At 60.0% G+C, this 20,430-nt stretch carries 21 protein-coding genes and 1 pseudogene; 4 read left to right on the top strand and 18 right to left on the bottom strand.

Annotation, left to right across the window (positions count from 1 at the left end; translation table 11 throughout):
• Window positions 1-73 precede the first annotated feature (73 nt).
• The 8 genes from EV561_RS37405 to EV561_RS31475 all read right to left on the bottom strand — a co-directional run bounded on the left by EV561_RS37405 (window position 74) and on the right by EV561_RS31475 (window position 9,057).
• Complete coding sequence (locus EV561_RS37405; RefSeq protein WP_165927988.1) at window positions 74-220, bottom strand: hypothetical protein; 147 nt, start codon at window positions 218-220, stop codon at window positions 74-76.
• Between the two features lie 88 nt (window positions 221-308).
• Window positions 309-1,460: a Xaa-Pro peptidase family protein gene (locus EV561_RS31505; RefSeq protein WP_132527853.1), complete on the bottom strand. Its 1,152-nt coding sequence runs from the start codon at window positions 1,458-1,460 to the stop codon at window positions 309-311.
• Between the two features lie 3 nt (window positions 1,461-1,463).
• A complete protein-coding gene (locus EV561_RS31500; RefSeq protein ID WP_132527852.1) occupies window positions 1,464-2,684 on the bottom strand; it encodes a M20/M25/M40 family metallo-hydrolase in 1,221 nt (406 codons plus the stop codon).
• A gap of 24 nt (window positions 2,685-2,708) precedes the next feature.
• Window positions 2,709-4,337: an ABC transporter ATP-binding protein gene (locus EV561_RS31495; RefSeq protein WP_132527851.1), complete on the bottom strand. Its 1,629-nt coding sequence runs from the start codon at window positions 4,335-4,337 to the stop codon at window positions 2,709-2,711.
• A gap of 10 nt (window positions 4,338-4,347) precedes the next feature.
• Window positions 4,348-5,172: an ABC transporter permease gene (locus tag EV561_RS31490; protein WP_132527850.1), complete on the bottom strand. Its 825-nt coding sequence runs from the start codon at window positions 5,170-5,172 to the stop codon at window positions 4,348-4,350.
• Window positions 5,165-6,112: an ABC transporter permease gene (locus EV561_RS31485; protein ID WP_132527849.1), complete on the bottom strand. Its 948-nt coding sequence runs from the start codon at window positions 6,110-6,112 to the stop codon at window positions 5,165-5,167. Before EV561_RS31485 ends, EV561_RS31490 begins: the two co-directional genes overlap by 8 nt.
• Before the next feature lie 61 nt (window positions 6,113-6,173).
• On the bottom strand, window positions 6,174-7,724 hold the full coding sequence (locus EV561_RS31480) for an ABC transporter substrate-binding protein (protein WP_132527848.1): 1,551 nt from the start codon (window positions 7,722-7,724) through the stop codon (window positions 6,174-6,176).
• Window positions 7,725-7,743: 19 nt separating this feature from the next.
• A complete protein-coding gene (locus EV561_RS31475) occupies window positions 7,744-9,057 on the bottom strand; it encodes a M20/M25/M40 family metallo-hydrolase (RefSeq protein ID WP_132527847.1) in 1,314 nt (437 codons plus the stop codon).
• A gap of 115 nt (window positions 9,058-9,172) precedes the next feature.
• Between EV561_RS31475 and EV561_RS31470 the strand changes: the two genes are divergently transcribed.
• From EV561_RS31470 to EV561_RS31460, 3 genes and pseudogenes are all read left to right on the top strand, one after another.
• Complete coding sequence (locus tag EV561_RS31470) at window positions 9,173-9,937, top strand: GntR family transcriptional regulator (RefSeq protein ID WP_245513120.1); 765 nt, start codon at window positions 9,173-9,175, stop codon at window positions 9,935-9,937.
• Window positions 9,938-10,133: 196 nt separating this feature from the next.
• A pseudogene (locus tag EV561_RS38120) lies at window positions 10,134-10,259 on the top strand (LysR family transcriptional regulator); the annotation flags it as partial.
• 347 nt (window positions 10,260-10,606) lie between these two features.
• On the top strand, window positions 10,607-10,831 hold the full coding sequence (locus EV561_RS31460) for a hypothetical protein (protein WP_132527846.1): 225 nt from the start codon (window positions 10,607-10,609) through the stop codon (window positions 10,829-10,831).
• On the opposite strand, the gene EV561_RS37400 is transcribed toward EV561_RS31460, so the two are convergent.
• From EV561_RS37400 to EV561_RS31420, 9 genes are all read right to left on the bottom strand, one after another.
• Window positions 10,828-10,983: a hypothetical protein gene (locus EV561_RS37400; RefSeq protein ID WP_165927987.1), complete on the bottom strand. Its 156-nt coding sequence runs from the start codon at window positions 10,981-10,983 to the stop codon at window positions 10,828-10,830. The genes EV561_RS31460 and EV561_RS37400 overlap by 4 nt on opposite strands.
• A 131-nt stretch (window positions 10,984-11,114) precedes the next feature.
• Window positions 11,115-11,642, bottom strand: a complete 528-nt coding sequence (locus EV561_RS31455) for a GNAT family N-acetyltransferase (protein WP_132527845.1) — start codon at window positions 11,640-11,642, stop codon at window positions 11,115-11,117.
• A 900-nt stretch (window positions 11,643-12,542) separates the two neighbouring features.
• Window positions 12,543-14,114 carry a gamma-glutamyltransferase family protein gene (locus tag EV561_RS31450; RefSeq protein ID WP_132527844.1) on the bottom strand — a complete coding sequence of 524 codons (1,572 nt, stop codon included), beginning with the start codon at window positions 14,112-14,114 and terminating at the stop codon, window positions 12,543-12,545.
• A gap of 24 nt (window positions 14,115-14,138) precedes the next feature.
• Window positions 14,139-14,876 (bottom strand): amino acid ABC transporter permease, encoded by a 738-nt coding sequence (locus EV561_RS31445; RefSeq protein WP_132527843.1) that lies wholly within the window; start codon window positions 14,874-14,876, stop codon window positions 14,139-14,141.
• An 80-nt stretch (window positions 14,877-14,956) separates the two neighbouring features.
• Complete coding sequence (locus EV561_RS31440; protein ID WP_165927986.1) at window positions 14,957-15,796, bottom strand: ABC transporter substrate-binding protein; 840 nt, start codon at window positions 15,794-15,796, stop codon at window positions 14,957-14,959.
• A 135-nt stretch (window positions 15,797-15,931) separates the two neighbouring features.
• Window positions 15,932-16,885: an agmatinase gene (gene speB, locus EV561_RS31435; RefSeq protein WP_245513119.1), complete on the bottom strand. Its 954-nt coding sequence runs from the start codon at window positions 16,883-16,885 to the stop codon at window positions 15,932-15,934.
• 6 nt (window positions 16,886-16,891) lie between these two features.
• Entirely contained in the window at window positions 16,892-17,668 is a 777-nt protein-coding gene (locus EV561_RS31430; protein ID WP_132527841.1) for a creatininase, read from the bottom strand.
• A 7-nt stretch (window positions 17,669-17,675) separates the two neighbouring features.
• Window positions 17,676-18,383 carry an SDR family oxidoreductase gene (locus EV561_RS31425; RefSeq protein WP_132527840.1) on the bottom strand — a complete coding sequence of 236 codons (708 nt, stop codon included), beginning with the start codon at window positions 18,381-18,383 and terminating at the stop codon, window positions 17,676-17,678.
• Entirely contained in the window at window positions 18,377-19,132 is a 756-nt protein-coding gene (locus EV561_RS31420) for an SDR family oxidoreductase (protein WP_132527839.1), read from the bottom strand. The genes EV561_RS31425 and EV561_RS31420 overlap by 7 nt, the downstream gene beginning before the upstream one ends.
• Window positions 19,133-19,246: 114 nt before the next feature.
• On the opposite strand from EV561_RS31420, the gene EV561_RS31415 reads away from it, so the two are divergent.
• Complete coding sequence (locus EV561_RS31415; protein ID WP_132527838.1) at window positions 19,247-20,134, top strand: LysR family transcriptional regulator; 888 nt, start codon at window positions 19,247-19,249, stop codon at window positions 20,132-20,134.
• Here the strand turns inward: EV561_RS31415 and EV561_RS37665 are convergent.
• Window positions 20,123-20,430 (bottom strand): hypothetical protein (locus EV561_RS37665; protein WP_207910628.1); only part of this gene is annotated, 308 nt, incomplete at its 5' end. The genes EV561_RS31415 and EV561_RS37665 overlap by 12 nt on opposite strands.

Below are 20,430 nucleotides of genomic sequence, written 5' to 3'. Positions count from 1 at the left end.
GGCTCACGCGTCGATGGGACCAAGACCATACGCGCTCAGGATCGACGGCGCGGCGGCGTGCCTGCTATCAGCGCTAGAGGTGAAAGATCAGCCAGTTCGCCACCGGTGCCTGCGAGGCGGTTACCAGCACGACGGCCCTCGCCCGGGGTCCCTTCAAGCAGTGCAACCCCTCCTCCAGCGCGTCGAGGCCGCGGGCGATATCGGCCAGAGCCGGGTGCACGTCGTCCGCGACCTCCGGCCTTTCCCTGCCCGAATGCCTGCGGCGGAGGATGTCCTCAGTCATGCGCCACCACGATCGTATATTGGTCTTAAGACGTTCGTCGCAACGGTGTCTCAAGTCTATTCGCGGAAAGTATTTCCCGCGGCACCTGGGTCAACCGCTCCCCGCCGGCCCGGGTGATGAGGACGCTCTCGCTGAACCCGAGACCGGCGGCCGTCGTATAGGCATGGAAGACCATGCCCTGTTCGAGAGGCCAATTGGACGTTGGAAGCAAAACCCGGGAAAAGTCGCTGCTGCGCGCCGTGCGCGTATAGAGGCCGAGCGTATATGCTGTGACGTTCTGATATGTCGGACGCAATCCTTGCGATAAGGCTCCCAGGCGCAGGATCGCATCAACATCGGTGGCTATCGCGCCAGCCTTCATCGCCTCGATTTGCCGGTCCTGCAATGCGATCAATCGGTTTGCGGTCTCCCGCATTGCCAGGGAGGGTTTGCCGATCACGATCGGCCGCATCATTCGGGCGCTATAGTTGCCAACGCGTGGAATGAGTTCGACGTGAAGGATGTCACCTTCCTCTAGGCGGTCCGTTTTGAAGATGCCGTGCAGGAATTCATGGCTGCCGGAAGCCTTCACCACCGGCCCGACCTCTCCGGTGTCCGCTCCTTCCTGCAAGAACATGGCCGACGCCGTTGCTGTAGCGTCGCGGGTTGTCATCCCAGGACGCACCGTTTGCGCAATCGCCAGCATCGTCTTGTCGGCAATCGCCGCGGCCTGCCGCAGCACTGCGATCTCGGCCGCGGATTTCACCCATCGCAGGCTGTCGCTTAGCCCCGGCATCGGCACGATTCGGGCACCGCGACACTCTGTTGCGAGCCTCGCATGTGTTGCCGCACTGTGGCAGGGGGAATGCGTGTCGATCCCGATACGGGCCTTGGCGAAACCGCGGGCGCGGACTTGTTCGGCGATGACCGAACAGGGATCGTCGACATCGGCAAACCCGACGACATCCTCGATCCAGGTCTTTTCCCGGCACGGCGCCTCGTCAAGCGCCCTTAACACGAACCAAGGTTTGCCGTCGCGCGGCAGGAAGGCCGCGCGATACATGGTTTCCGAGACGGTATAACCCGTCAGCCACGCCAATAGTTCGCCGCTGTCGACGAGCAGCACATCGACATCCGCGGACGCCATGGCAAGCCGTGCCTTAGCGATACGCCAGTCATATTCGGCCCGCGCGAACATCGCTCAGGCGGCCTCGCAGATATCGAGGATGGTGAGGATGTAGACGCGTATCATGTCGAGATAGTCGACGATGTCGACGCGTTCGTCAGGCATGGTGTTGTAGCGTCCACCCGGTCCGCAGACGATGCCTTCCATGCCGAGCTCCTTGTAGAGATGGCCGGCGTCCGTGCCGTAGAAGCGTGTCGGTGTGATGGCCCCTGTCGGTTGCTTTTCGCCCCGCACCGCCTCGTAGGCACGATTGATCGCCTTAACGATCCGTGATTCGGGAGTGACCTCGAAAGGCGGCATAAGCGGACGGCCCTCAATCATCTCCGGCACCAGCTTGGCCTTGAGACCAGGGAATCGCTTCTCCAGTTCGGTAAGCTCTGCCCGCAAATCGGCGAGGACGCCTTCTTGGGTTTGACCGGGCGCGTAGCGACAAGAACCCCTCAAACGAACGAAGTCAGCGACCTGTGGCGGCCGCCATTCTTCGAGATTGCGGCCGAGCGCGCCATGGACCACGCCGACATGGCCACGATTAATTGACCGGTGCGTTTCGCTCCTGGCACCGCTGAACGTCATCGCATTGATACGCGGAATGATGTCACAGGCAGCGGCTATCGCATCGACCGATTCTTCCCGCTTGGACAGGTGGCGGGTATCGCCGGTCAGTTCTATGACAAAGGAAAGGGCGGCGGCATGCATGGTGACCGCGACGAGGTCACTCGGCTCGCTGTTGACGAAATAGTCGGCCGTCACGCCGCTGCGAATGGCGGCGAGCGTGCCGACACCACCCTGTAACTCGCCGACGACGAACGTCAGCACGACGTCGCCCTTGAGCTTGACACCCGCGTCCAGTAGGGTCTTTACGGCGCAGAAATAGGCAGCATCACCCGCCTTCATGTTGGAAACGCCGATCCCGTAGATGAACTTATCGTCCACCAGTCCGCCATAGGGATCGACGGTCCATCCCTCGGTTACCGGGTTGGTGTCGAGATGACCGTTGAATAGCAGGCTTTTGCCGCCGCCTGTTCCCTTCAGCCTGCCGATGGCATTGAAGCGCTCGCCGTTGTCGAAGGGCTGCAATTCGGCATCGAGACCGATCGCCGTCATCTCTTCGGCCATCACGCGGGCAAGCTCCCGCTCGCCGTCGGTCTGAGAATGGCTCTTGTGGCGGACCATCTTCGACAGGAAATCGAGACAGGCTTTCTCGTCGATTTGGTCGACAAGGGATTTGGGGTCCATGATCATGCTCCTTACATTACAATATCAGGCTTGAGTGCCCGCAGGTGGCGGCACCGCGTCCAACAGCCGGCGCGTATAGTCGGCGCGCTCCGGACGATCGATTTCCTCGGCCCTGGCGATTTCGATGAGATCGCCGCGATACATCACGGCGATGCGGTGGGCGATCTGGCGGATGAGATTGAGGTCGTGGGTGATGAAGAGATAGGCGGTGTTGCTGGCCTTCTGCAGCTCGAGCAGCAGCTGAATGATCGAGGCCTGGACCGAGACATCCAGCGCCGAGGTAATCTCGTCGCAGATAACCAGTTTCGGTTTGGACGCAAAGGCACGGGCGATCGCGACGCGCTGCTTTTCACCACCCGACAGCTGGTGCGGATAGCGATCGGCGTGGCTGCGCGGCAGCCGGACCTGCTCCAGCATGGTACCGATCTGTTCGGCATTGGACCCGTCCTTTCCGTAAAGTTTTAGCGGCCGCGACAGAATCTCGCCGATCTTCTGGCGCGGGTTGAGCGAGGCATCAGGATGCTGGAAAATGATCTGCACGTCCTTGCGATATTCCGTGCCCATGTCTTGCAGACCGGAGATCGGCTTGCCGGCAAACCAGATCCTGCCGTCAAAACGATTGAGGCCGGTCATCGCCTTGGCAAGCGTGGATTTGCCCGATCCGGACTCGCCGACGATGCCCAGGATTTCACCGGGATTGACCGTGAGGCTGACGGCGCGATTACCGACCGTCCCGCGATGCGCCCTGCCCGTCAGCGCAGATAAGAAAGGCTTTCGGCCATAGCGCACGCTGACATTCTCGACCTTGACCAGCGGCTCTTTGGACGGATCGATCTCGGTCGTCACCAGGCGATGGCGCGGATTGGGAACTGCGGCGATGAGTTCGCGTGTATAGTCGTCCTGCGGGGCCTGGAAAATTTGTGCCGCATCGCCCTTTTCGACAATCACACCGTGACGAATGACGGCAACGCGGCTCGCGGTTCGGGAGACTAGCGCAAGGTCGTGCGAGATGTAGAGGCAGGCAACGCCGGTTTCCGCCTGCAGCGCAATGAAGAGGTCGAGGATCTGCCGCGAGGTGATGACGTCGAGCGCCGTCGTTGGCTCGTCGAAGATAATACATTCGGGATTGCAGGCAAAGGCGGTGGCAATGACGACACGCTGCTTCTCGCCGCCCGAGGCCTCATGCGGCATGCGGTGCATCATGTCTGCCGGTGTCTTCAGACCGACATGCGCCAGCATCGCCTCGCCTTCCTTCCAAGCCTGCGCTTTCGTCAGGCCTCGATGCCGCACCAGCACCTCTGAGAGCTGCCGTCCAAGCGAGAGCGTGGGATTGAGAGACGTGCTCGGGTCCTGAAACACCATGCTGATCCGCCGGCCGCGCAGCTTGTCGATCTCGGCGACAGATTTGGCAGCAAGATCCTCGCCGGCCAGGAGAATGGCGCCGCTGGTCTCGTGCGCATTCTTCGGCAAGTAGCGCATGACGGCCCAGGCAAGCGAGGTCTTGCCCGATCCGGATTCACCGACAAGCCCGAGAATTTCCCCGCGACCGATCGACAGATTGATATCCTTCAGCGCATGGAACCTGCCGCCTGATGTCGCGTAGGCCAGCGAATAGTTGCGGATGTCGAGGGTGGGCATGTTCGTATTCGTCATGGTGCCGTCCTCAGGTTCGCGGGTTGAGAGCGTCGCGCAGGCCGTCACCGAGAAGGTTGAAACCGACAGCGACGATGGCGATGGCAAGGCTCGGCCAGATCAGAATGCCGGCACTGAGATGCATATATTGACGGGCTTCTGACACCATCAGCCCCCATTCGGCTGCCGGCGGCTGGGCTCCGAGCCCAAGGAAGCTCAAGGTGGCAAACAGCATCACGGCGAACGATATCCGGATCGTCATCTCGACGATGATCGGCGCCACCACATTGGGAAGCATTTCGCGCAGGATGATATAGGACGAGCGCTCACCCCTCGCGATCGCCGCGCTGATATAATCCTGCTTGCGGACGGACAGGGCAACGCTGCGGGTAACGCGCGCCATGCTTGGGGCAAACGCGATCGCGACGGCAATCAGCGCATTGGCGGTGCTGGAACCGAGCAGATTGACCACCAGCAGTGCAAACAGGAGGCTCGGAATGGACATGACCGCATCGACCGTCCGCATGATCACTTCATCGGCCCGCCCGCCGAGAAAGGCGGAGGTCGTGCCGATCAGCGCGCCGACCAGCGTGCCCGCGACGGTCGCGAGCACGGCCATACTGATGGTGGCGCGGCCGCCGATCAGCAGGCGGCTGAAGATATCGCGACCATATTGGTCCGTTCCCATCAGGTAATGCACGCTTGACGGCTTATAGCGGGAAAGCGGCGCGAGGTTTTCCGGATCGTGCGGCGCCAAGGACGGTCCGAACAGCACGATGACGAGCGCCAGCAGAACAATAAAGAGGCCGATCGCTCCCTGCGGAGTGCGCAGCAGCCGCTTGAGAAACTCAATCATATTGGATCCTCTTGTCGAGCCAGGCATAGAGGATGTCGGCCACGAAATTGACGATGGAATAGGTGGCCGCCATGATGAGTACGCCCGCCTGGATCGACGGCAGGTCGCGGGTCTGGATCGCCACGATCAGTGCCCGGCCGATGCCAGGAATGGCGAAAATCTCTTCCACAACGATGACGCCCCCGAGCAAATAGCCGACATCGAGCGCCACGACGGTGATCGTTGGCAACAGCGCATTCCTGAGGGCATGGCGTAAAAGCACCGTCATGCCGGACAATCCCTTGATCCTAGCTGCCCGCACATAATCGGTGTGCAGGACATCAACCAGTTCAGAGCGGACCATGCGCGATACATGGGCGATCAGGATGATCGATATGACGCAGACGGGCAGGATCAGATGCTGAATGCCGCCAACAAAATTTTCCGTCAGCGGCACATAGCCGGTCGGCGGCAGCCATTTCAGCCAGTCGCCGACGATCAGGACGGCAACCGTCGCGGTGACGAACTCCGGCAGGGAGATGCCGGCATAGGAAATCAGGCTGACCACCATGTCGGCGATCCGGCCACGCCGCACCGCCGCGATAATGCCGAGCGGAATAGCAAGGATCAGCATCAGGGCGATCGACAGGAAGGCGAGCAGCAGTGACCGGCTGAGTGCTTCAAGCATGACGGGACCGACCGCCTGCCCCGTGCGCAGCGAGGTGCCAAAATTGCCATGCAGGACGCCGCCGAGCCAGCGGCCATATTGCACCCAGACCGGCGCGTTGAGGCCCATGCTTTGACGCAGGGCTTCGAGCGCTTCTTTGGTTGCATTCTCGCCCAGCATGATGACGGCGGCATCGCCCGGCAGAACCTGGGTGATGGCGAAGACGATCAGCGACACGATGAAGAGCGTATAGACGATCATCATCACCCGCTTGAGGATATAATTCGGCGACACTGGTCTTCCTTCCAACGACAAGGACCGGGCGCCTTTCGACGTCCGGTTTGGCGGTAGGCTTTTAGCTGCGCTTCGGCGCCTTGTCGGTCAGCGAGACATAGTCTAGCCGGAAGACCGAGGCGCGCGGATGCACCTGGAAGCCCTCCACCCAGCTGCGCTTGGCGGCGAGAACATCGAAGAAGGACGGGATGATCGACGGCACCTCATCGTTCATCAGCTTCTGCGCCTGGGCGTAGAGGTCCTTGCGCTTGGCTTCGTCCTTCGTGCCGCGGGCGGATGCGATCAGCTTGTCGAAGTCCTTGTTGTTCCAGCGCGTCTCGTCCCAGGCGGCGTCGGAGGTATAGAGCAGCTTGAAGATACCGTCCTCGGTCGGCTGCATGTTGTAGAAGCCGACATAGAAGCTGCCCTTCTTCCAGACCTGCTCGAGATAGGTCGCATGCGGCATCGTCTGGACGTTGATCTTGACGCCAGCTTCCTTGGCCATTTCGCGGAAGGCAACGGCGAGCTGCGTGCGCACCGCCGGCGTGTCGGAGGCAATCAAGGTCGCCTCGAAGCCATCGGGATAGCCGGCATCGGCCAGCAGCTTCTTGGCCTCGTCGATATTCGCCTCGCGCAGCGGCATATCCGAATAGAAATGGTAGGACGCATTGATCGGTGTGTCGTTGCCGGGCGTGCCGAAGCCCTCGGTGACAAAGTCCACCATCGCCTTGCGGTCGACCGTCAAGGCGAGAGCGCGACGCACGCGCCGATCATTGAACGGCTTGGTATCGCAGCCGAAATTGATATTGCAGAACTGACCGGAGGCGACGCGCAGCACGTCGACGCCGTCGCTGCCCTGCATGCGCAGATATTCCGTCGGCTGGACGGTCGACATGACGTCCACGTCGCCGGCGATCATCGCCGACCCCTCGGCGGAGATGTCGGGAAAAACCTGCACTTCGATACGGTCCAGGTAAGGGCGCGCTGGATCATAATAGTTCGGGTTGCGCTCGACGACGATCAGCCGGTCCGGTTCGTAGGACACCAGCTTGAACGGGCCGGTGCCGTTGGCCTCGGTGGACAGCTTCTTGAAGTCGCCGGTTGCGATGGAGGCCGGGATGATGCGGGCATTCGTATAGGCAAGAGCAGCCGGCATGTCGGCATAGGCGCCCGACAGTTTGAAGACGACAGTGCTGGGATCGCCAGCTGTAATATCGGTGATCGGACCGACATTGTTACGGCCCGGCGATGCATTCTTTGGATCGAGGATCGCCTTGAAGGTCGCGACGACGTCGGCCGAGGTCATGGCGGAGCCGTCATGGAACGTGATTCCACTGCGCAGCTTGAAGGTCCATTCGGTCAGGTCGTCGTTGGCACTCCAGCTCTCGGCGAGATCCGGTTCGACCGTCATGTCCACCTTCAGTCGCGTCAGGTTGCTGTAGAGCAGCTCGGTGACCAGATATTCCGGGTTCACGCGCGTCAGCAGCGGATGGATGACGCTGGCAGCCTGGTCGATGGAAATGCGCAGCGTCCCGCCTTTTGTCGGCGCTGCGGCTTGCGCGAAGCTCAGTGAGGGCGCAGCAAGGAAGATGGCCGTGCCGGCAAGAAACCGGCGTCGATTCATTTCAAGCATGTCGATGTTCCCTTTTTCGTTATGGCAGGAGTTCCGGAATGCGATCGGATGCAAACTCTTTTGATAGGTAGGCTAGGATCGTTTTCGCCAGAGCGATGATGTCCGGGCAGGTCGTGTGTTCTTCCGGGCTGTGGATGCAGCTTTCCGGCCGGCCGAGGCCGCTCAGGATCACCTCCTGCATGCCGGTGATCTGCTGGACGTATCCAAAATCAGAACAGCTCGCGGCTCCCCATTTGCGGAAATCATCCGGCCGGTATCCGAAGCCGAGGCAAAGAGCATCCTGCCAGCGCGGCCAATGGGGACCATAGGGATCCGATGTCGGAATGAGATGACCGACCAGTTGAATGTCGATGCCGATATCGGCTATTGCATTTCCGCTTGCCCGAATGATGGTCTCGATTTCGGCGCGGGCCTCTTCATAGCTCTCCTCCGGCGCATAGCGGCGGCTGATCAGGACTTTGACCTCCGCCGGCACCTGGCCGCCACTCGTGCCGCCGTGTATGGCCGAAATCGTCAGTTGCGGCTGAAGCGGTCCCGTGGCGTGCGGCGGAGGCGGCAGCGTCGATTCCCGGCTGGCGATCTCGGGCTTGAGAGCCTGCAGCGCATTCAGGATCGGCAGAGCGCCTTCAATAGCGTTGATGCCGGCGCCTGTACGGTTGCCCTCGCCGGCATGGACGGCATGTCCCTTGATGCTGAGCTGCAGATGGAAAACGCCAAAGCAACCGGCCCAAATGCGCGCCGCCGCCGAGCCATTGAAATTGACGATATGACCCTCCAGCATCCCCTGCTCCGCCAGATGGCGGACGCCAGGATAAAGGCCTCCCTCCTCGTCGGTGCAAAGGAGCAGCATTGGATCATAAGCAAAAGCGACATCGTGTTCCCGCGCTGCCCGAAGAGCCAATAATGACGCGGCGATCGTCCCTTTCATGTCCGCCGCGCCGAGGCCATACAAAGTGTCGCCTTCGCGCGTCAGGCGAAGCGGATTGCGCGTCCATCCGGGTGCGACCGGCACCGTGTCGACGTGATAGTAAAGTCCGCAGACCGGCTTGCCGGTCGCATGCCTCGCGACAAGGTTCGTACGAGGCCCGCTTGCCGGACCACCTTCCACACGCCATAGCGGCTCCGGCACCACCACTCGCCGGCTCTCGAAATCAAGCGGGGCCAGTAATTGTTCCATCAGATCGGCAAAGGCATCGTATCCCTCTCCCGGGGGAAAGGACGTATCGATCGCGACCATGCGCGAAAGATCATCAACTGCGCGCTCGACATCAGCCTCGATCGCCGCCATGGCTCTGGTCAGCTGTGGAGAGAGTGCGGTTTCGTGCCGATCCATCGTCAAGTCCCGGTGCCAGGCGACGAAAGCGTGTCGCCAAGCACATTAATATAAACTATATAGTAATGATGCGAACCTGGCCGCCAAGAGTCAACTCCAAATAAGAGGCAAATCATTGGAGAAAACGCCTATTTCTTCAGCAGATATCGTCCGCGCATCGGACCTCTCGCTCCCTCTTTATGAGGTGGTCAAACGACAGATTTCCGAAGCCATCATGCTGGGCAAATGGGAGGCAGGCACCGTGCTGCCGAGCGAAATCGCACTGTCGCAGCAGTTTGGCGTCGCCGTCGGTACCATCCGAAGGGCGTTGATGGACCTTACCAACGAAGGCTTGCTCACCCGCCGGCGCAAGACCGGGACGGTCGTCACAGGTCGGACGCCGCAGCATAGCCTGCGCTTCTTTTTTCAGTATTTTCGACTGCACGGGCTGGATGGATCACTGCAGCATTCGGTGACGAGAGTCACATCACTTCACCGGGGCACGGCGACGGAAAGCGAATCTGCAAAGCTACAGCTGGCGGTTGGCGAGGGCGTCGTTCGCTTCCATCGCCTCAGAATTGTCGACGACAAGCCGATCATGCACGAGACACTGGTGCTTGCCGAGGCGCGGCTTCCGGGCTTTACCGGGAATAAGGATGAGATCCCACCCCTTTTCTATCTCCACCTGCTCGATCGATATGGTATCCGGATCTCGGCGGTTCGCGAGCAGATTGCGGCCGTTCTTGCTACCGAAGAAGACGTCAAATGGCTTCAGCTTACCTTGCCGACGGCAATCCTGATGATCGATGAGGTCGCCTATGATCAATCGGCAACACCCGTGCTCGCCTCGACGCATCGTGCCACGACCGCCAATCATCGTTACGTGCACGAAATAAAGTAGGCCGAATTCTGAGATGCGAGGCGAACCAGTGCTGCAAATGAACCGACTGCTACACGAACCGTTCAAGACCGCCAAAGCCTTCGAAGGCCCCATTCCTTCTCAAATTCCACCTCGAAGCTCGAACACACATCGGCAGATCCGGGCTCGCGCCAACGCGCCTCCGGCTTGGAAATGATCGACCGCCCTTCGGCAATCGCTTGAAGCGAGACTCGGCGTCCTGTTGATCGACCGCTGGAGCCGACGTTTTCGCGTGACGGAGGTCGGTCACTCCTTTTACAAGCGTTGCAAGGCGATGATTGTGGAAGCCGAACGGGCTGAGGCAAGCGCTCGTATTTTTGCGCGACCACGTCGACACGAACGGGTTCGGTTGTCCAGAGCGCCGGCCCGTTCAAATCGGACAAACGGCTGACGCGATCGCCTTGATCGATGTTTGAGGCGAGACGCGTGGCTCCCGCGATTAATGGAATAACGGCGATGACAGAAGGATCCGGGTTGAGAGTGCGGTCAATGGGACCAAACTTTGATTTTGTTCACCCCGGAAGTGCGCGCTCTATCGTAAAGTTCCAGGTCTGGCCGCTGCAACGCAGCACATGGTGAACAAGTCTGGTGCAGGGCTGGCGAGCAGCCGGGAATCAGCATAGGGCGAACAGACTGCAAGTGGAGTAAACCATGATAGACCCGTCCTTGATTAAGCCACCGAATTGCTATTGGGTGCGGCGCAAGGAGCCAAACGGAGAGGTAGCGGCGTTGCAGATTGTCCAGGTCAGCAACGTGTTTGGGGCGTCGCCCGACTACTGGAGCGTTGCCGTTTTAGGATCGGACCAGCATAGCTCGCTCGCAGAGTTCGAGTTCATCGTGGAAATCACTGCACCGACGCAAGTCGAGCAGATCTAACGGGGCATTTCGCCGGCCGGGCTCCAGTTTTCGACGTTTACGATCGTCCAGACGGCAAACCGGGTGTCTCCGGGGAGTTCCAATCCTGGACGCTTGTGAATTGGTGGGTAGGCGAGCCGATCTCGCAGGGAAAACCCGAGTTCGGATGTCATTCTATTCTCCTTGAGTTGGTACTGTATCGCAACTTTGCGAGCTGGCTAAAGGTAGAACGCGATCGGCGAGCGGCCGCCCCATTTGGTGCAGCTCCGCGGGTGAGCGCTTCTTCACACGACTTCTGACGTAGTTAGACAGCAAGTCGAAAACGACGCTGGACGATCTCTTCATTCCGCGATCTTGAAAAAATCCGGACGTGCTCCAGCCGGGTGAAGCCCAGGCGCGTAAGGATCGCCGCCGAAGCGACGTTGTCGTCCGCGCACCCAGCCCGCAAAGAGATTAGGCCGACATCCTCCGCAGCGAACCGGACCAGCCGTTCTGCGGCTTCAAGGCCGAACCCGCGCCCCCATACCGCTTGGTCGAGCCAGTAGCCGATTTCGCCCTGTCCCTCGGACACGTCGAAGACGTCGCAGATGCCGATCATATGGCCATCGAGTATAATCGCCAGCCGGTAGGCGGAGCCCATGCGCCACTCCTCGGCGTGGCCCGCGAACCAGTTGGTCATTTTCTCAATGTCAGGCGGAATTGTCGCCGACGCGAGATTGCGTGCGACCTCGTGATTGGACCTGATCTCAATGGCGCGTTCGACATCGCGCGGCACCGTCGGACGTAGCACGAGGCGTTCGGTGAACAAGCGGATGGAACTGTTATAGTTCAATGTATGCCTCGCGAGTGGCTTCAGACAAGTTGACGTGGGTATCCCTGTTGTTGCACCATCAGCCCGAACGAAAGGGCCTTGATTGGTTGGACGGCTTCCCTACTTCAAACTATCGCACATCTTGTTTCCCGTGTGCGAGTTGAACTCTCCTCCTCAAGCCCGCTTACGCGGGCTTCTTTTTGTCTTCACCACCGCCAATGCTCAGGAGCACCTCTTCGTCCATCTCCATAGGAATGACCTATCACATTTGGCGCAGTGGTCCTGGCTCCCGAGCGAAACCATTAACTCCTGCTCACCCTCCCCTGAATGTCCTCCCCGCTCCTGCCCCTCGGTTGCTTCCGAAGGCTGGATCGCAACAGAAAAATTCTGTAGTAAAGTGAGGTACGTACATCAATTCAAGTCCTCAACCCGGGCGCCCCTGAACCGTCGGTGTTGCTGTCGCATCAGGGGCTTGCAACGGCAACGGCGTTCTTCGTCGGCGGAATAACCACATCCGCATTGTTGCACAAGCGTGCCGCCAGCAGATCGCGCGTCTGCACACCATAGGCGCCATCGGCTATAGAACGCTCAACAGGGGTTTCAATCTGATCGAGAAGTCCGGCAAGGCGGTCGGATCACGAGGTGGTCTCCTTGCCGATATTGGCACCGGCGCCGGCAAGGATGATGGGCTTGCCGTTCAAATCTACGGTCAGCAACTGTTGTATCGCCTTGCCGGTTTAAAAAGGCCGATCAAGCAATGGGTCGCAGCCAAGGAGCGTTTCATTCAAGAACTCGTCTCGTAGCCGTCCATTGGAGCTTTTGATGAGCGCCTTTTGAATCGGCCTGGAGCTCCGAGAGTTGCTCTATACGCATCATCGAGGATGCGACTTGCAGTTATCTTCGGATTTCGCAAGCCTACCGCTATATCGCGATCGCCGATCCGTCCTTCCGAGCATCGGAACCAGCGTGCAGCACGCCATTGATCGGGGCGATCGCCTGTCCGCCACCCCAAGGCATATCGACCGGCTTGGTCCTATGCCCGCGCTGGGTGAGATCCTTCAAGGTATCCGCTGGAACGGATCGTTCCGCCTCGAATGCTTCGCCAGTGAAAAGCCCGCGCCCCATGTCAATCGACGCCTGGACGTCCATGCCGAAATCGACCACGTTCTGCAGCACCTGGACTTGCCCGACGGGCTGGTAGAAACCATGCATCACCCCGAAAGAGAGGTAGGGCCCTCCATTCTTTGTCGCGAATCCTGGAATGATAGTGTTGAGGGACCGCTTGCGAGGCGCCACCTGGTTGGGATGGCCGTCTTCCAGCGTAAAATTGGCGCCACGGTTCTGAAACAGGACACCGGTCTGCGGGCAGCAGATCGCCGCGCCGAACGATCCGCTGATGGAGTTGATCAGGGAGCAGAAGTTGCCGTGCCGGTCGGCAGTCGTCAGATAGACGGTGTCGGTCGGCCCCTGCGGTAGCGGCGCTACGGCCTGCATGGCCGAACCCAGCTGGATACGGTCACGCAATTCCTCGACGTAGCCGTCGGAAAGGATCATATCGACCGGCACGAGCGCGTGATCCGGGTCGGCGATATACCGGTCCCGAACTTCGGCGGCCAGACGGTATGCCTCGATCTGCAGGTGAAACCGTTCCGGGCCGACTGGATCAAGACACCCGTGCTCGAAGCCTTCGAGGATTTTCAACATCAGCGATGCGACAAGACCCTGTCCGTTCGGAGGGATCTGATGCACGTCCACGTCGCGATAGCGCACCGTCAGCGGCTCGACCCAGGCCGGGCGCCAGTCGGCGAAGTCCTCGAGGCGATGGCACCCGCCTGCCGCATTCAACGACGCGACCATCGACTTTGCCAGATCACCTTCATAAAAGCTCTCGGTCCCTTCTCTGGCGACGATGCGAAGTGTCCGTGCCAGTTGCGGCGTGGAGAATAGTTGGCCCGTCCGAGGAGCTTTTCCGGCTTGAAGAAACAGGCCGGCGGACGACAAGAGCCGGGTAGCCGCTTCCTGCCAGTCGGCAGCCACGCGTTCTGCGACCGGAAATCCGTAAGACGCGCGCTCGATCGCTGGCTGAAGAAGCTCTCCGAGCGACTTCGTACCGAATGTCGACAGAAGTAGTTCCCAAGTTCTGAGAGCACCAGGGATGGTGACGCTGTGAACGCTGTCCTCGTCGATCATCGATAAGCCCTTCGCCCGGAGCCAATCGGCCGAAATACCCGCTGGAGCATGACCGGAACCGTTAATCGCGTGAAGCTTGCGGTCACTCGCATTCCAGACGAAGGCAAAACAATCGCCGCCGATGCCCGTGCTTTGCGGCTCAATGACCCCGAGAAGGGCGCAAGCCGCGATCGCGGCATCGACAGCGTTGCCGCCGTTGCGCAGGATTTCTGCGCCGACAAGGCTTGCTTCCTGATGCGAGGTCGCTATGGCGTATCCGGTTCCGAGCGACGGCGAACGGCCCGGCAGATGAAAGTCACGCATGTTATTTGTTCCTGATATTGCGGCTCATCGCGTTCTCGCAGCCATGTTGCTTGTATGAGAGACCAATTCATGGCGCGACATGCGCTGTTCCAGCCAGTTCTGGAACAGTCCAAGGATGCTGGTGAGGATGAGGTACCAGATTGCGGCAAAGAGGAAGAGTTCGAACGTCTTGAACGTGGCGGAGTTGATGTCCTGCAGCGTGCCGAAGAATTCCCGCACGCCAATGATGCTCAGCAGCGACGTGCCCTTGATCATTAGCGTGAACTCGTTGCCGAGAGGCGGAATGACGACACGCATCGCCTGCGGCAGGACGATCAGGCGAAACGCAAGGAAGGGACGGAATCCGAGAGCGCGGGCGGCATCCATCTGGCCAGATCCCACCGTGCCGATCGCGCTTCGGAAGATCTCGCTCATATAGGCGCCTTCGTTGCACGCAAGTGCAACCAAGGCCGCCTGCATGGGGCCAGATATTGATATCGGGCCGAGGACGATTTCCGGATAGGAATAGAACCCCGCGGCAGCAACGCCGGTGTAGACGAGAAGCAATTGCACCAGAAGCGGCGTGCCGCGCCAAAACCAGACATAGAAGCCCGATAGGAAGCGTAGCACCCGGGACCGCGCCCCTCGCGCAAGCGCGACAATCAACCCGATCACCACGCCGGCCGCCTGGGCGATGATCGAAATATAGATCGTGATCAACATGCCTTCCCAGACTATCGCAGGCGGATTGAACAGGAATTCGAGGAAATAGTGGAAATCCACGTTTGCGCGTCCTTTGCTGCGAGCCCTGGCGGCATGTTCCCGGACAGCCGGACAACATGCCGCTCGCGTCGCTCAGGTCCTTATTTTCCAACAGCCATGGACTCGAAACTCCACGTCTTGACCGTCGCATCGTAGGACCCGTCAGTCAGCGTCGTTTCAAACGCCTTTGCCAGCGCCTCATGCAGGTCGGCGTGAGATTTCAACGTTGCAATACCGGTGAAATACGTGCTCATCTGGGGGCCTGCAAGCTTGAGCTTGCCGGGGTTCTGCCGGTTGTACGCCGCCTCGGTTGCCGTTCCGCCGTAGAAAGCGTCGGCAAGACCGGACAGAAGCTGGACGATGGCATCCGTCGCTTTCGGCAGGGCGACGATGGAGATCGCCGGTTTTCCCTGTTTCACCAGTTCGTCGCTGGCGGCGGTCACTTCCTGGGCATTGACGGAGCCGCGCTCGACCGCCACCTTCTTGCCGGAGAGATCACCAAGGGAGCTGACCGCAAGCGCGCTATCCGCCTTGACGATGATGGCGTTGCCGACATTGGCATAATCGACGAAATCCACGACCTTGCGTCTTTCCGGCTTGTCGAAAAGCGCGGAAATAATGGCATCGCATTGGCCGGCCTGCAGGGCCGGAATGAGGCCGTCGAAGCTGATGTTCTTATAGGACGCCGTAACGCCCATCGCCTTTGCGATCGCATTGCCGACATCGATATCGAACCCGACTGGCTTCATCGTCGCCGAATCCAGAGACAGGAACGGCGGCACCGAAAGGTCGCTGCAGTAGGTCAGCGTCCCCTTGGCCTTAACCTTGTCGGCCAGTCCCGCTGCCCGTGCGCCGCTGCTGGCGAATGCAGCCAACAGGGCCGCACCGATAATGACGGCCGGCATGCGACGGATATTCAAGATGTTTGCGCTCGATTTCATTACGATAGCCCCTCTTTTATATGGTTTGCTTGGATCGCGGTTCCGGCCCGAGGCCGGAAAACATCGATGGCAGTCTCCTCTGTCGGGCAAGCCCGACCGCATGGCCTCATCGCCTTACGGGGCGGCCGAGGATTTTTACCTCCGCATGCGCACGGATTTCGCCATGACGCAGAGCAGTTCGAAGGCGATGGTCGCGCCGGTCAGTGCGGTCAGCCCTGCCACGTCGAAGGGCGGAGCCACTTCCACGACATCTGCGCCAACGATATCCACACCATCGATCAGCCGGACCATTTGCTGCGCTTCGCGCGTGGTAAAGCCGCCGATCTCGGGCGTGCCCGTTCCCGGCGCCATGGACGGGTCGATACTGTCGATATCGAAGGAGACATAGGTGGGGCCATTACCGACGATGCTGCGCGCTTCAGCCATGACGGCCTCGGCCCCGCGAGCGGCGAATTCCTCGATGTAAATGATACGGATGCCCTGTTCCTTTGCCCAGCTGTGTTCACCCGGCTCATAGATCGAGCCGCGTATACCGATCTGGACCACCCGCTTTGGATCCAGAAGGCCCTCCTCTATGGCGCGGCGGAAAGGCGTTCCGTGCGTATAGGGATTGTCGCCGAAATAGGTGTCGTTGGTATCGGAATGGGCATCGAAATGAATAAGCCCGACAGGACGATTGCGGGCGACGGCGCGTAGGGCGGGCAAGGTGGTCAGATGGTCGCCGCCAATGCCAAGCGGCAAGGCGCCCGCCGCAACCACTGCCGCGACGCCGTTTTCGATACGCTTCAATCCATCCGCAAGGTCGATGGGATTGACCGAGAGATCGCCGATGTCGGCCACGCGAACCATCGCGAAGGGCTCGACGCCGGAAACGTGATGCGTGCTGCGCATCAGGCTCGATTGGTTACGTACTTCACGTGGTCCGTGACGCGCACCGGCACGGTTGGTCGTGCCGCCATCCCAAGGAACGCCGAACATGGCGATATCGAGCCCCTCGGCGGAGCCGAGAACCGGCAGGCGCATAAAACTCGCTATGCCGGCAAAACGCGGCACGACGGCGGCATCGACCTGTTGAAGTGGTATATCCATTATCTTCTACTCCAGTCCAAATTCTTCTCGTATCGCTTGTTCGATGCCGAGGACGACGTCATCGAGAAGCCATTGCCCCTTCTCTGCCGTCGAACCTTCGGTGAGCGAGAGCACACCGGAGAGCGGGAGTCCCTGCGGCGGCGCGGGATAACGATCGTAGGGCTTGAAAAGCGCAGGTCCGTCATTGGCGGCGGCCGAAAGATCGACGAGATCAGGGCGCAGGGCCATCATCATCGATGTTTCGATCACGCTGGCATGCTCAAGCTCGATCCCGGGATAGCCATCGGGAAAGACGCGCGCGATCGTTTCCGGGCGCACCATGTCCCAATGGTCGATACGCAGGATGGCGAGAGTATCGTTCGGATCGCGCCCGAGCGTGTCGAGCGCGAGTTCTATGCCCTCGACGCTGCTCCAGATATTCTCGTAATGGCCGTTGACCAGAACGATGCGCCTTGCACCATGCCGATGGAGTTCGCAGACGATATCCCGGACGACGGCCGCATGGGTGGCGGCTGTCAGGTTGAGGGTCCCGGGAAAGGAGCGGCCACCGCCGCTGCGCGGCTGAGACCGGTTGCCGAAAGGAATAGTCGGAGCAACGATAGCACCGATGCGCCTTGCCACCCGTTCGCAGATCGCAGTCGGTAGGACGACATCGACGTTCATTGCCATATGCCGGCCGTGCTGCTCGGTTGCCCCTAAAGGCAACAGGACCGGTTGACCGGCCTCAATGCGTCTGGCGAATTCGGGCCAGGACAATTCGGAGAGAAAAACGCCTTCGTTCATGATCACCTCACAACATCGCCGAGCCACCATTGGCGCCCAGGCATTGTCCGGTAAAGAATGTGCCTCCGGGACCCGCAAGGAAGGCTATTGCGGCGGCCACTTCATCGGAATTGCCGATGCGTCCGAGAGGATGGGCGGTCTCAGCAGCCTTCATTTCCGACGACAGGGTTTCGAAGCCGAGCAGATCCGTGTCGATCGGTCCGGGTGCGACCGCGTTGACAAGGATATCCGGCGCCAGTTCGCGTGCCCAGGACCGGGTGAGGCTGACGATAGCTCCCTTGGTCGCGGCATAGACGGCGAAGTTTTCCCGGCCGACAAAAGCGAGATCGGACGCGACATTGATAATACGCCCGTCGGGCCGCACCGCCTTCAGCGCTTCGCGCGTCACCAGGATCGTGCCTCGGACATTGATGGCAAACTGCAGGTCGATCTGTTCCGTTCCGGTCTCGGCAAGCGTCGATTCGATCATTATACCGGCATTGTTGACGACAATGTCGATGCCGCCGAGTTTCCTGCTTGCTGCCTCGACCGCTTCGATCACAGACGCTTCGTCACCGATATCGCATGGCAGGATCTCAAAAGGCGCTGGCGATGGCACCAGATCGAGGCCGATCACCGCAGCTCCTTGCTGGCTCAGCATAAGCGCGGTCGCCCGACCGATACCGCGAGCAGCACCCGTCACAAGGGCCGTCTTGCCGGACAGGACCTCTACCATGGCACTTCTCCCCGATCGATACCGATTGTCTGTCCGGTGATGTTTGCAGCGAGAGGGGACGCCAGAAACAGATAAGGGCCGATGATGTCGGCCGGGGCCATCAGGCCCGGCAGCGCCTGGGCGCCGACGATGGCCGAAAGCATTTCTTCCTGGTCTGTATTGCTGCGCACCGACATGCGGGCAAGCGAAGCCATTGCCGCATCGGTCCGCACCCAGCCGGGGCAGACGGCATTAACACGAATGCCTTTCGGCCCGAGTTCCCGTGCGAAGGTCTTTGTCAGGCCGATCACGGCGTGCTTTGACGCGACATAGGCGCCAAACAGCGGTTCGGCGACGCGGCCCCAGATGGAGGCGGTATTGATGATGGCGCTTCCACCTGCCATGCGCGGAAGGGCCAACGCAGTTACCCGCGCGGTGCCGAGAACGTTGACCTCCAGGATGCGGCGGAAATCACTTTCGATGGCGGGCGACCATTCCAGGATAGGCGTCATGCGCTCCACGCCCGCATTGTTGATCAGGACGTCCAGGCCTTCGATGTTTTCAAAGGCCGCCGCCAGGGATGCGGCGTCGGCGACATCCGCAACATGCCCCCTTGCACTAAGCTTGGCGGCTACGGATTCGACCGCCGGATCGTCGGCGAGGAGATGGAGCGTCGCGCCGGCCGCATGGAAGGCCTTGGCGACCGCCAGCCCTATGCCGCGGCTCGCGCCGGTGATGGCGATGGTTTTTCCCGAAAAGTCCAGGAGCATCGTGAGGGTCCGTTTTAGAGGGAACCGGCTGAATGAAAAAATCATGGACAGGTTTTCGTTTGAAAACTATCAAAATATTCCAATCGAAGAATTGAAAACCATCAATGTGAAACCATGCGTAGATTGGATAATATAGACTTACGTTTGCTGCGTGTTTTCATGACATTGGTCGATGCGGGAGGATTCGCGGGCGCGCAGATCGCGCTAAACCTTTCCCAGTCCACTCTCAGCACGCATCTGGCGGATCTGGAAAAGCGCCTCGGCGGCCAGCTTTGTATTCGCGGGCGGAAGGCCTTCCGTTTGACGGACCTCGGACAGGCGACTTACGAGGCAGCAACACGGCTTTTCATCGACGTCGAGAATTTCGGCCACAGGGTCGCAGCGGCAAATGGAAGGCTTACGGGACGTCTGCGGCTGGGTATCGTAGATGGCGTCATCACCAGCCGGGAGCTGGGACTCCAACACACCCTTAACCGATTGATGCAGCCGGATATCGATGTCGTCATCGATCTCACGCAGGCGACGCCATTGGAACTGGAAAAAGCCGTCGCGGAAGGCCGTCGCGATGCTGTGATCGGACCTTTTTCGCAACAAGCGCCCGGGATCGTCTACCGCTCGCTGTATCGGGAATTGAACGAACTTTACTGCGGAAAGGGACATCCGTTGTTCGACCGGCCGGACCGCCTTATCGACCAAAGCGACATCGAGCGGGCGAACCTATCGGTTCGCGCCTATCGACAACTAGACGACCTTTACCGGATCGGTCATTCGAAAGTATCCGCTTCCGTCCATCAGATGGAAGCTCAGGCCATGCTTATCCTCTCAGGACACTATATCGGCTTCCTGCCAAAGCATATGGCCGAGATCTGGTCTAATGCCGGGCAGATGCGTGCCATCAAACCCGGACGTTTCGGGTTTCATTCACAGCACTTTCTCGCTTTCCGCCAAAGTGAGGCAGATCGCCCGATCATTCGCGCTTTGCTTGCGGCCTTAGTTTCCTGAGGGCACATGGCGAATTGGGATCAATTTCGACAACGCCAACACATCCTGCAAAATTGAACTCACCGGTTCTACCGTCTCGGAAGCAGCTTGCTCAAGTCGGCAATGATCGATGCGGGTTTCAATGCGACTGGTGCGCTGTTTAGAGACGGGCTTGAGGCCTTTGGCGTACGATGGAATGGTTTGATTTCGTTTCGTCTTGCCGATCGTGTCCATTGGAGTGGTGTAGCTGACGGCTGATTGCCGTGCTTTCCGACGTCGGGTCGGAGGGGATGTCAGCGTGCCACAGCGGGCAGACT

The sequence above is a fragment of the Rhizobium sp. BK376 genome (assembly GCF_004341625.1).
GTDB lineage: Bacteria > Pseudomonadota > Alphaproteobacteria > Rhizobiales > Rhizobiaceae > Rhizobium.
This window is presented reverse-complemented; position numbering and strand designations above follow the sequence as displayed.

Coding starts and splice junctions, on each gene's coding strand:
- EV561_RS31505 (WP_132527853.1), bottom strand. CDS start 1,460: ATGTTCGCGCGGGCCGAATATGACTGGCGTATCGCTAAGGCACGGCTT.
- EV561_RS31500 (WP_132527852.1), bottom strand. CDS start 2,684: ATGGACCCCAAATCCCTTGTCGACCAAATCGACGAGAAAGCCTGTCTC.
- EV561_RS31495 (WP_132527851.1), bottom strand. CDS start 4,337: ATGACGAATACGAACATGCCCACCCTCGACATCCGCAACTATTCGCTG.
- EV561_RS31490 (WP_132527850.1), bottom strand. CDS start 5,172: ATGATTGAGTTTCTCAAGCGGCTGCTGCGCACTCCGCAGGGAGCGATC.
- EV561_RS31480 (WP_132527848.1), bottom strand. CDS start 7,724: ATGCTTGAAATGAATCGACGCCGGTTTCTTGCCGGCACGGCCATCTTC.
- EV561_RS31475 (WP_132527847.1), bottom strand. CDS start 9,057: ATGGATCGGCACGAAACCGCACTCTCTCCACAGCTGACCAGAGCCATG.
- EV561_RS31460 (WP_132527846.1), top strand. CDS start 10,607: ATGATAGACCCGTCCTTGATTAAGCCACCGAATTGCTATTGGGTGCGG.
- EV561_RS37400 (WP_165927987.1), bottom strand. CDS start 10,983: ATGACATCCGAACTCGGGTTTTCCCTGCGAGATCGGCTCGCCTACCCA.
- EV561_RS31450 (WP_132527844.1), bottom strand. CDS start 14,114: ATGCGTGACTTTCATCTGCCGGGCCGTTCGCCGTCGCTCGGAACCGGA.
- EV561_RS31440 (WP_165927986.1), bottom strand. CDS start 15,796: ATGAAATCGAGCGCAAACATCTTGAATATCCGTCGCATGCCGGCCGTC.
- speB (WP_245513119.1), bottom strand. CDS start 16,885: ATGGATATACCACTTCAACAGGTCGATGCCGCCGTCGTGCCGCGTTTT.
- EV561_RS31430 (WP_132527841.1), bottom strand. CDS start 17,668: ATGAACGAAGGCGTTTTTCTCTCCGAATTGTCCTGGCCCGAATTCGCC.
- EV561_RS31425 (WP_132527840.1), bottom strand. CDS start 18,383: ATGGTAGAGGTCCTGTCCGGCAAGACGGCCCTTGTGACGGGTGCTGCT.
- EV561_RS31420 (WP_132527839.1), bottom strand. CDS start 19,132: ATGCTCCTGGACTTTTCGGGAAAAACCATCGCCATCACCGGCGCGAGC.
- EV561_RS31415 (WP_132527838.1), top strand. CDS start 19,247: ATGCGTAGATTGGATAATATAGACTTACGTTTGCTGCGTGTTTTCATG.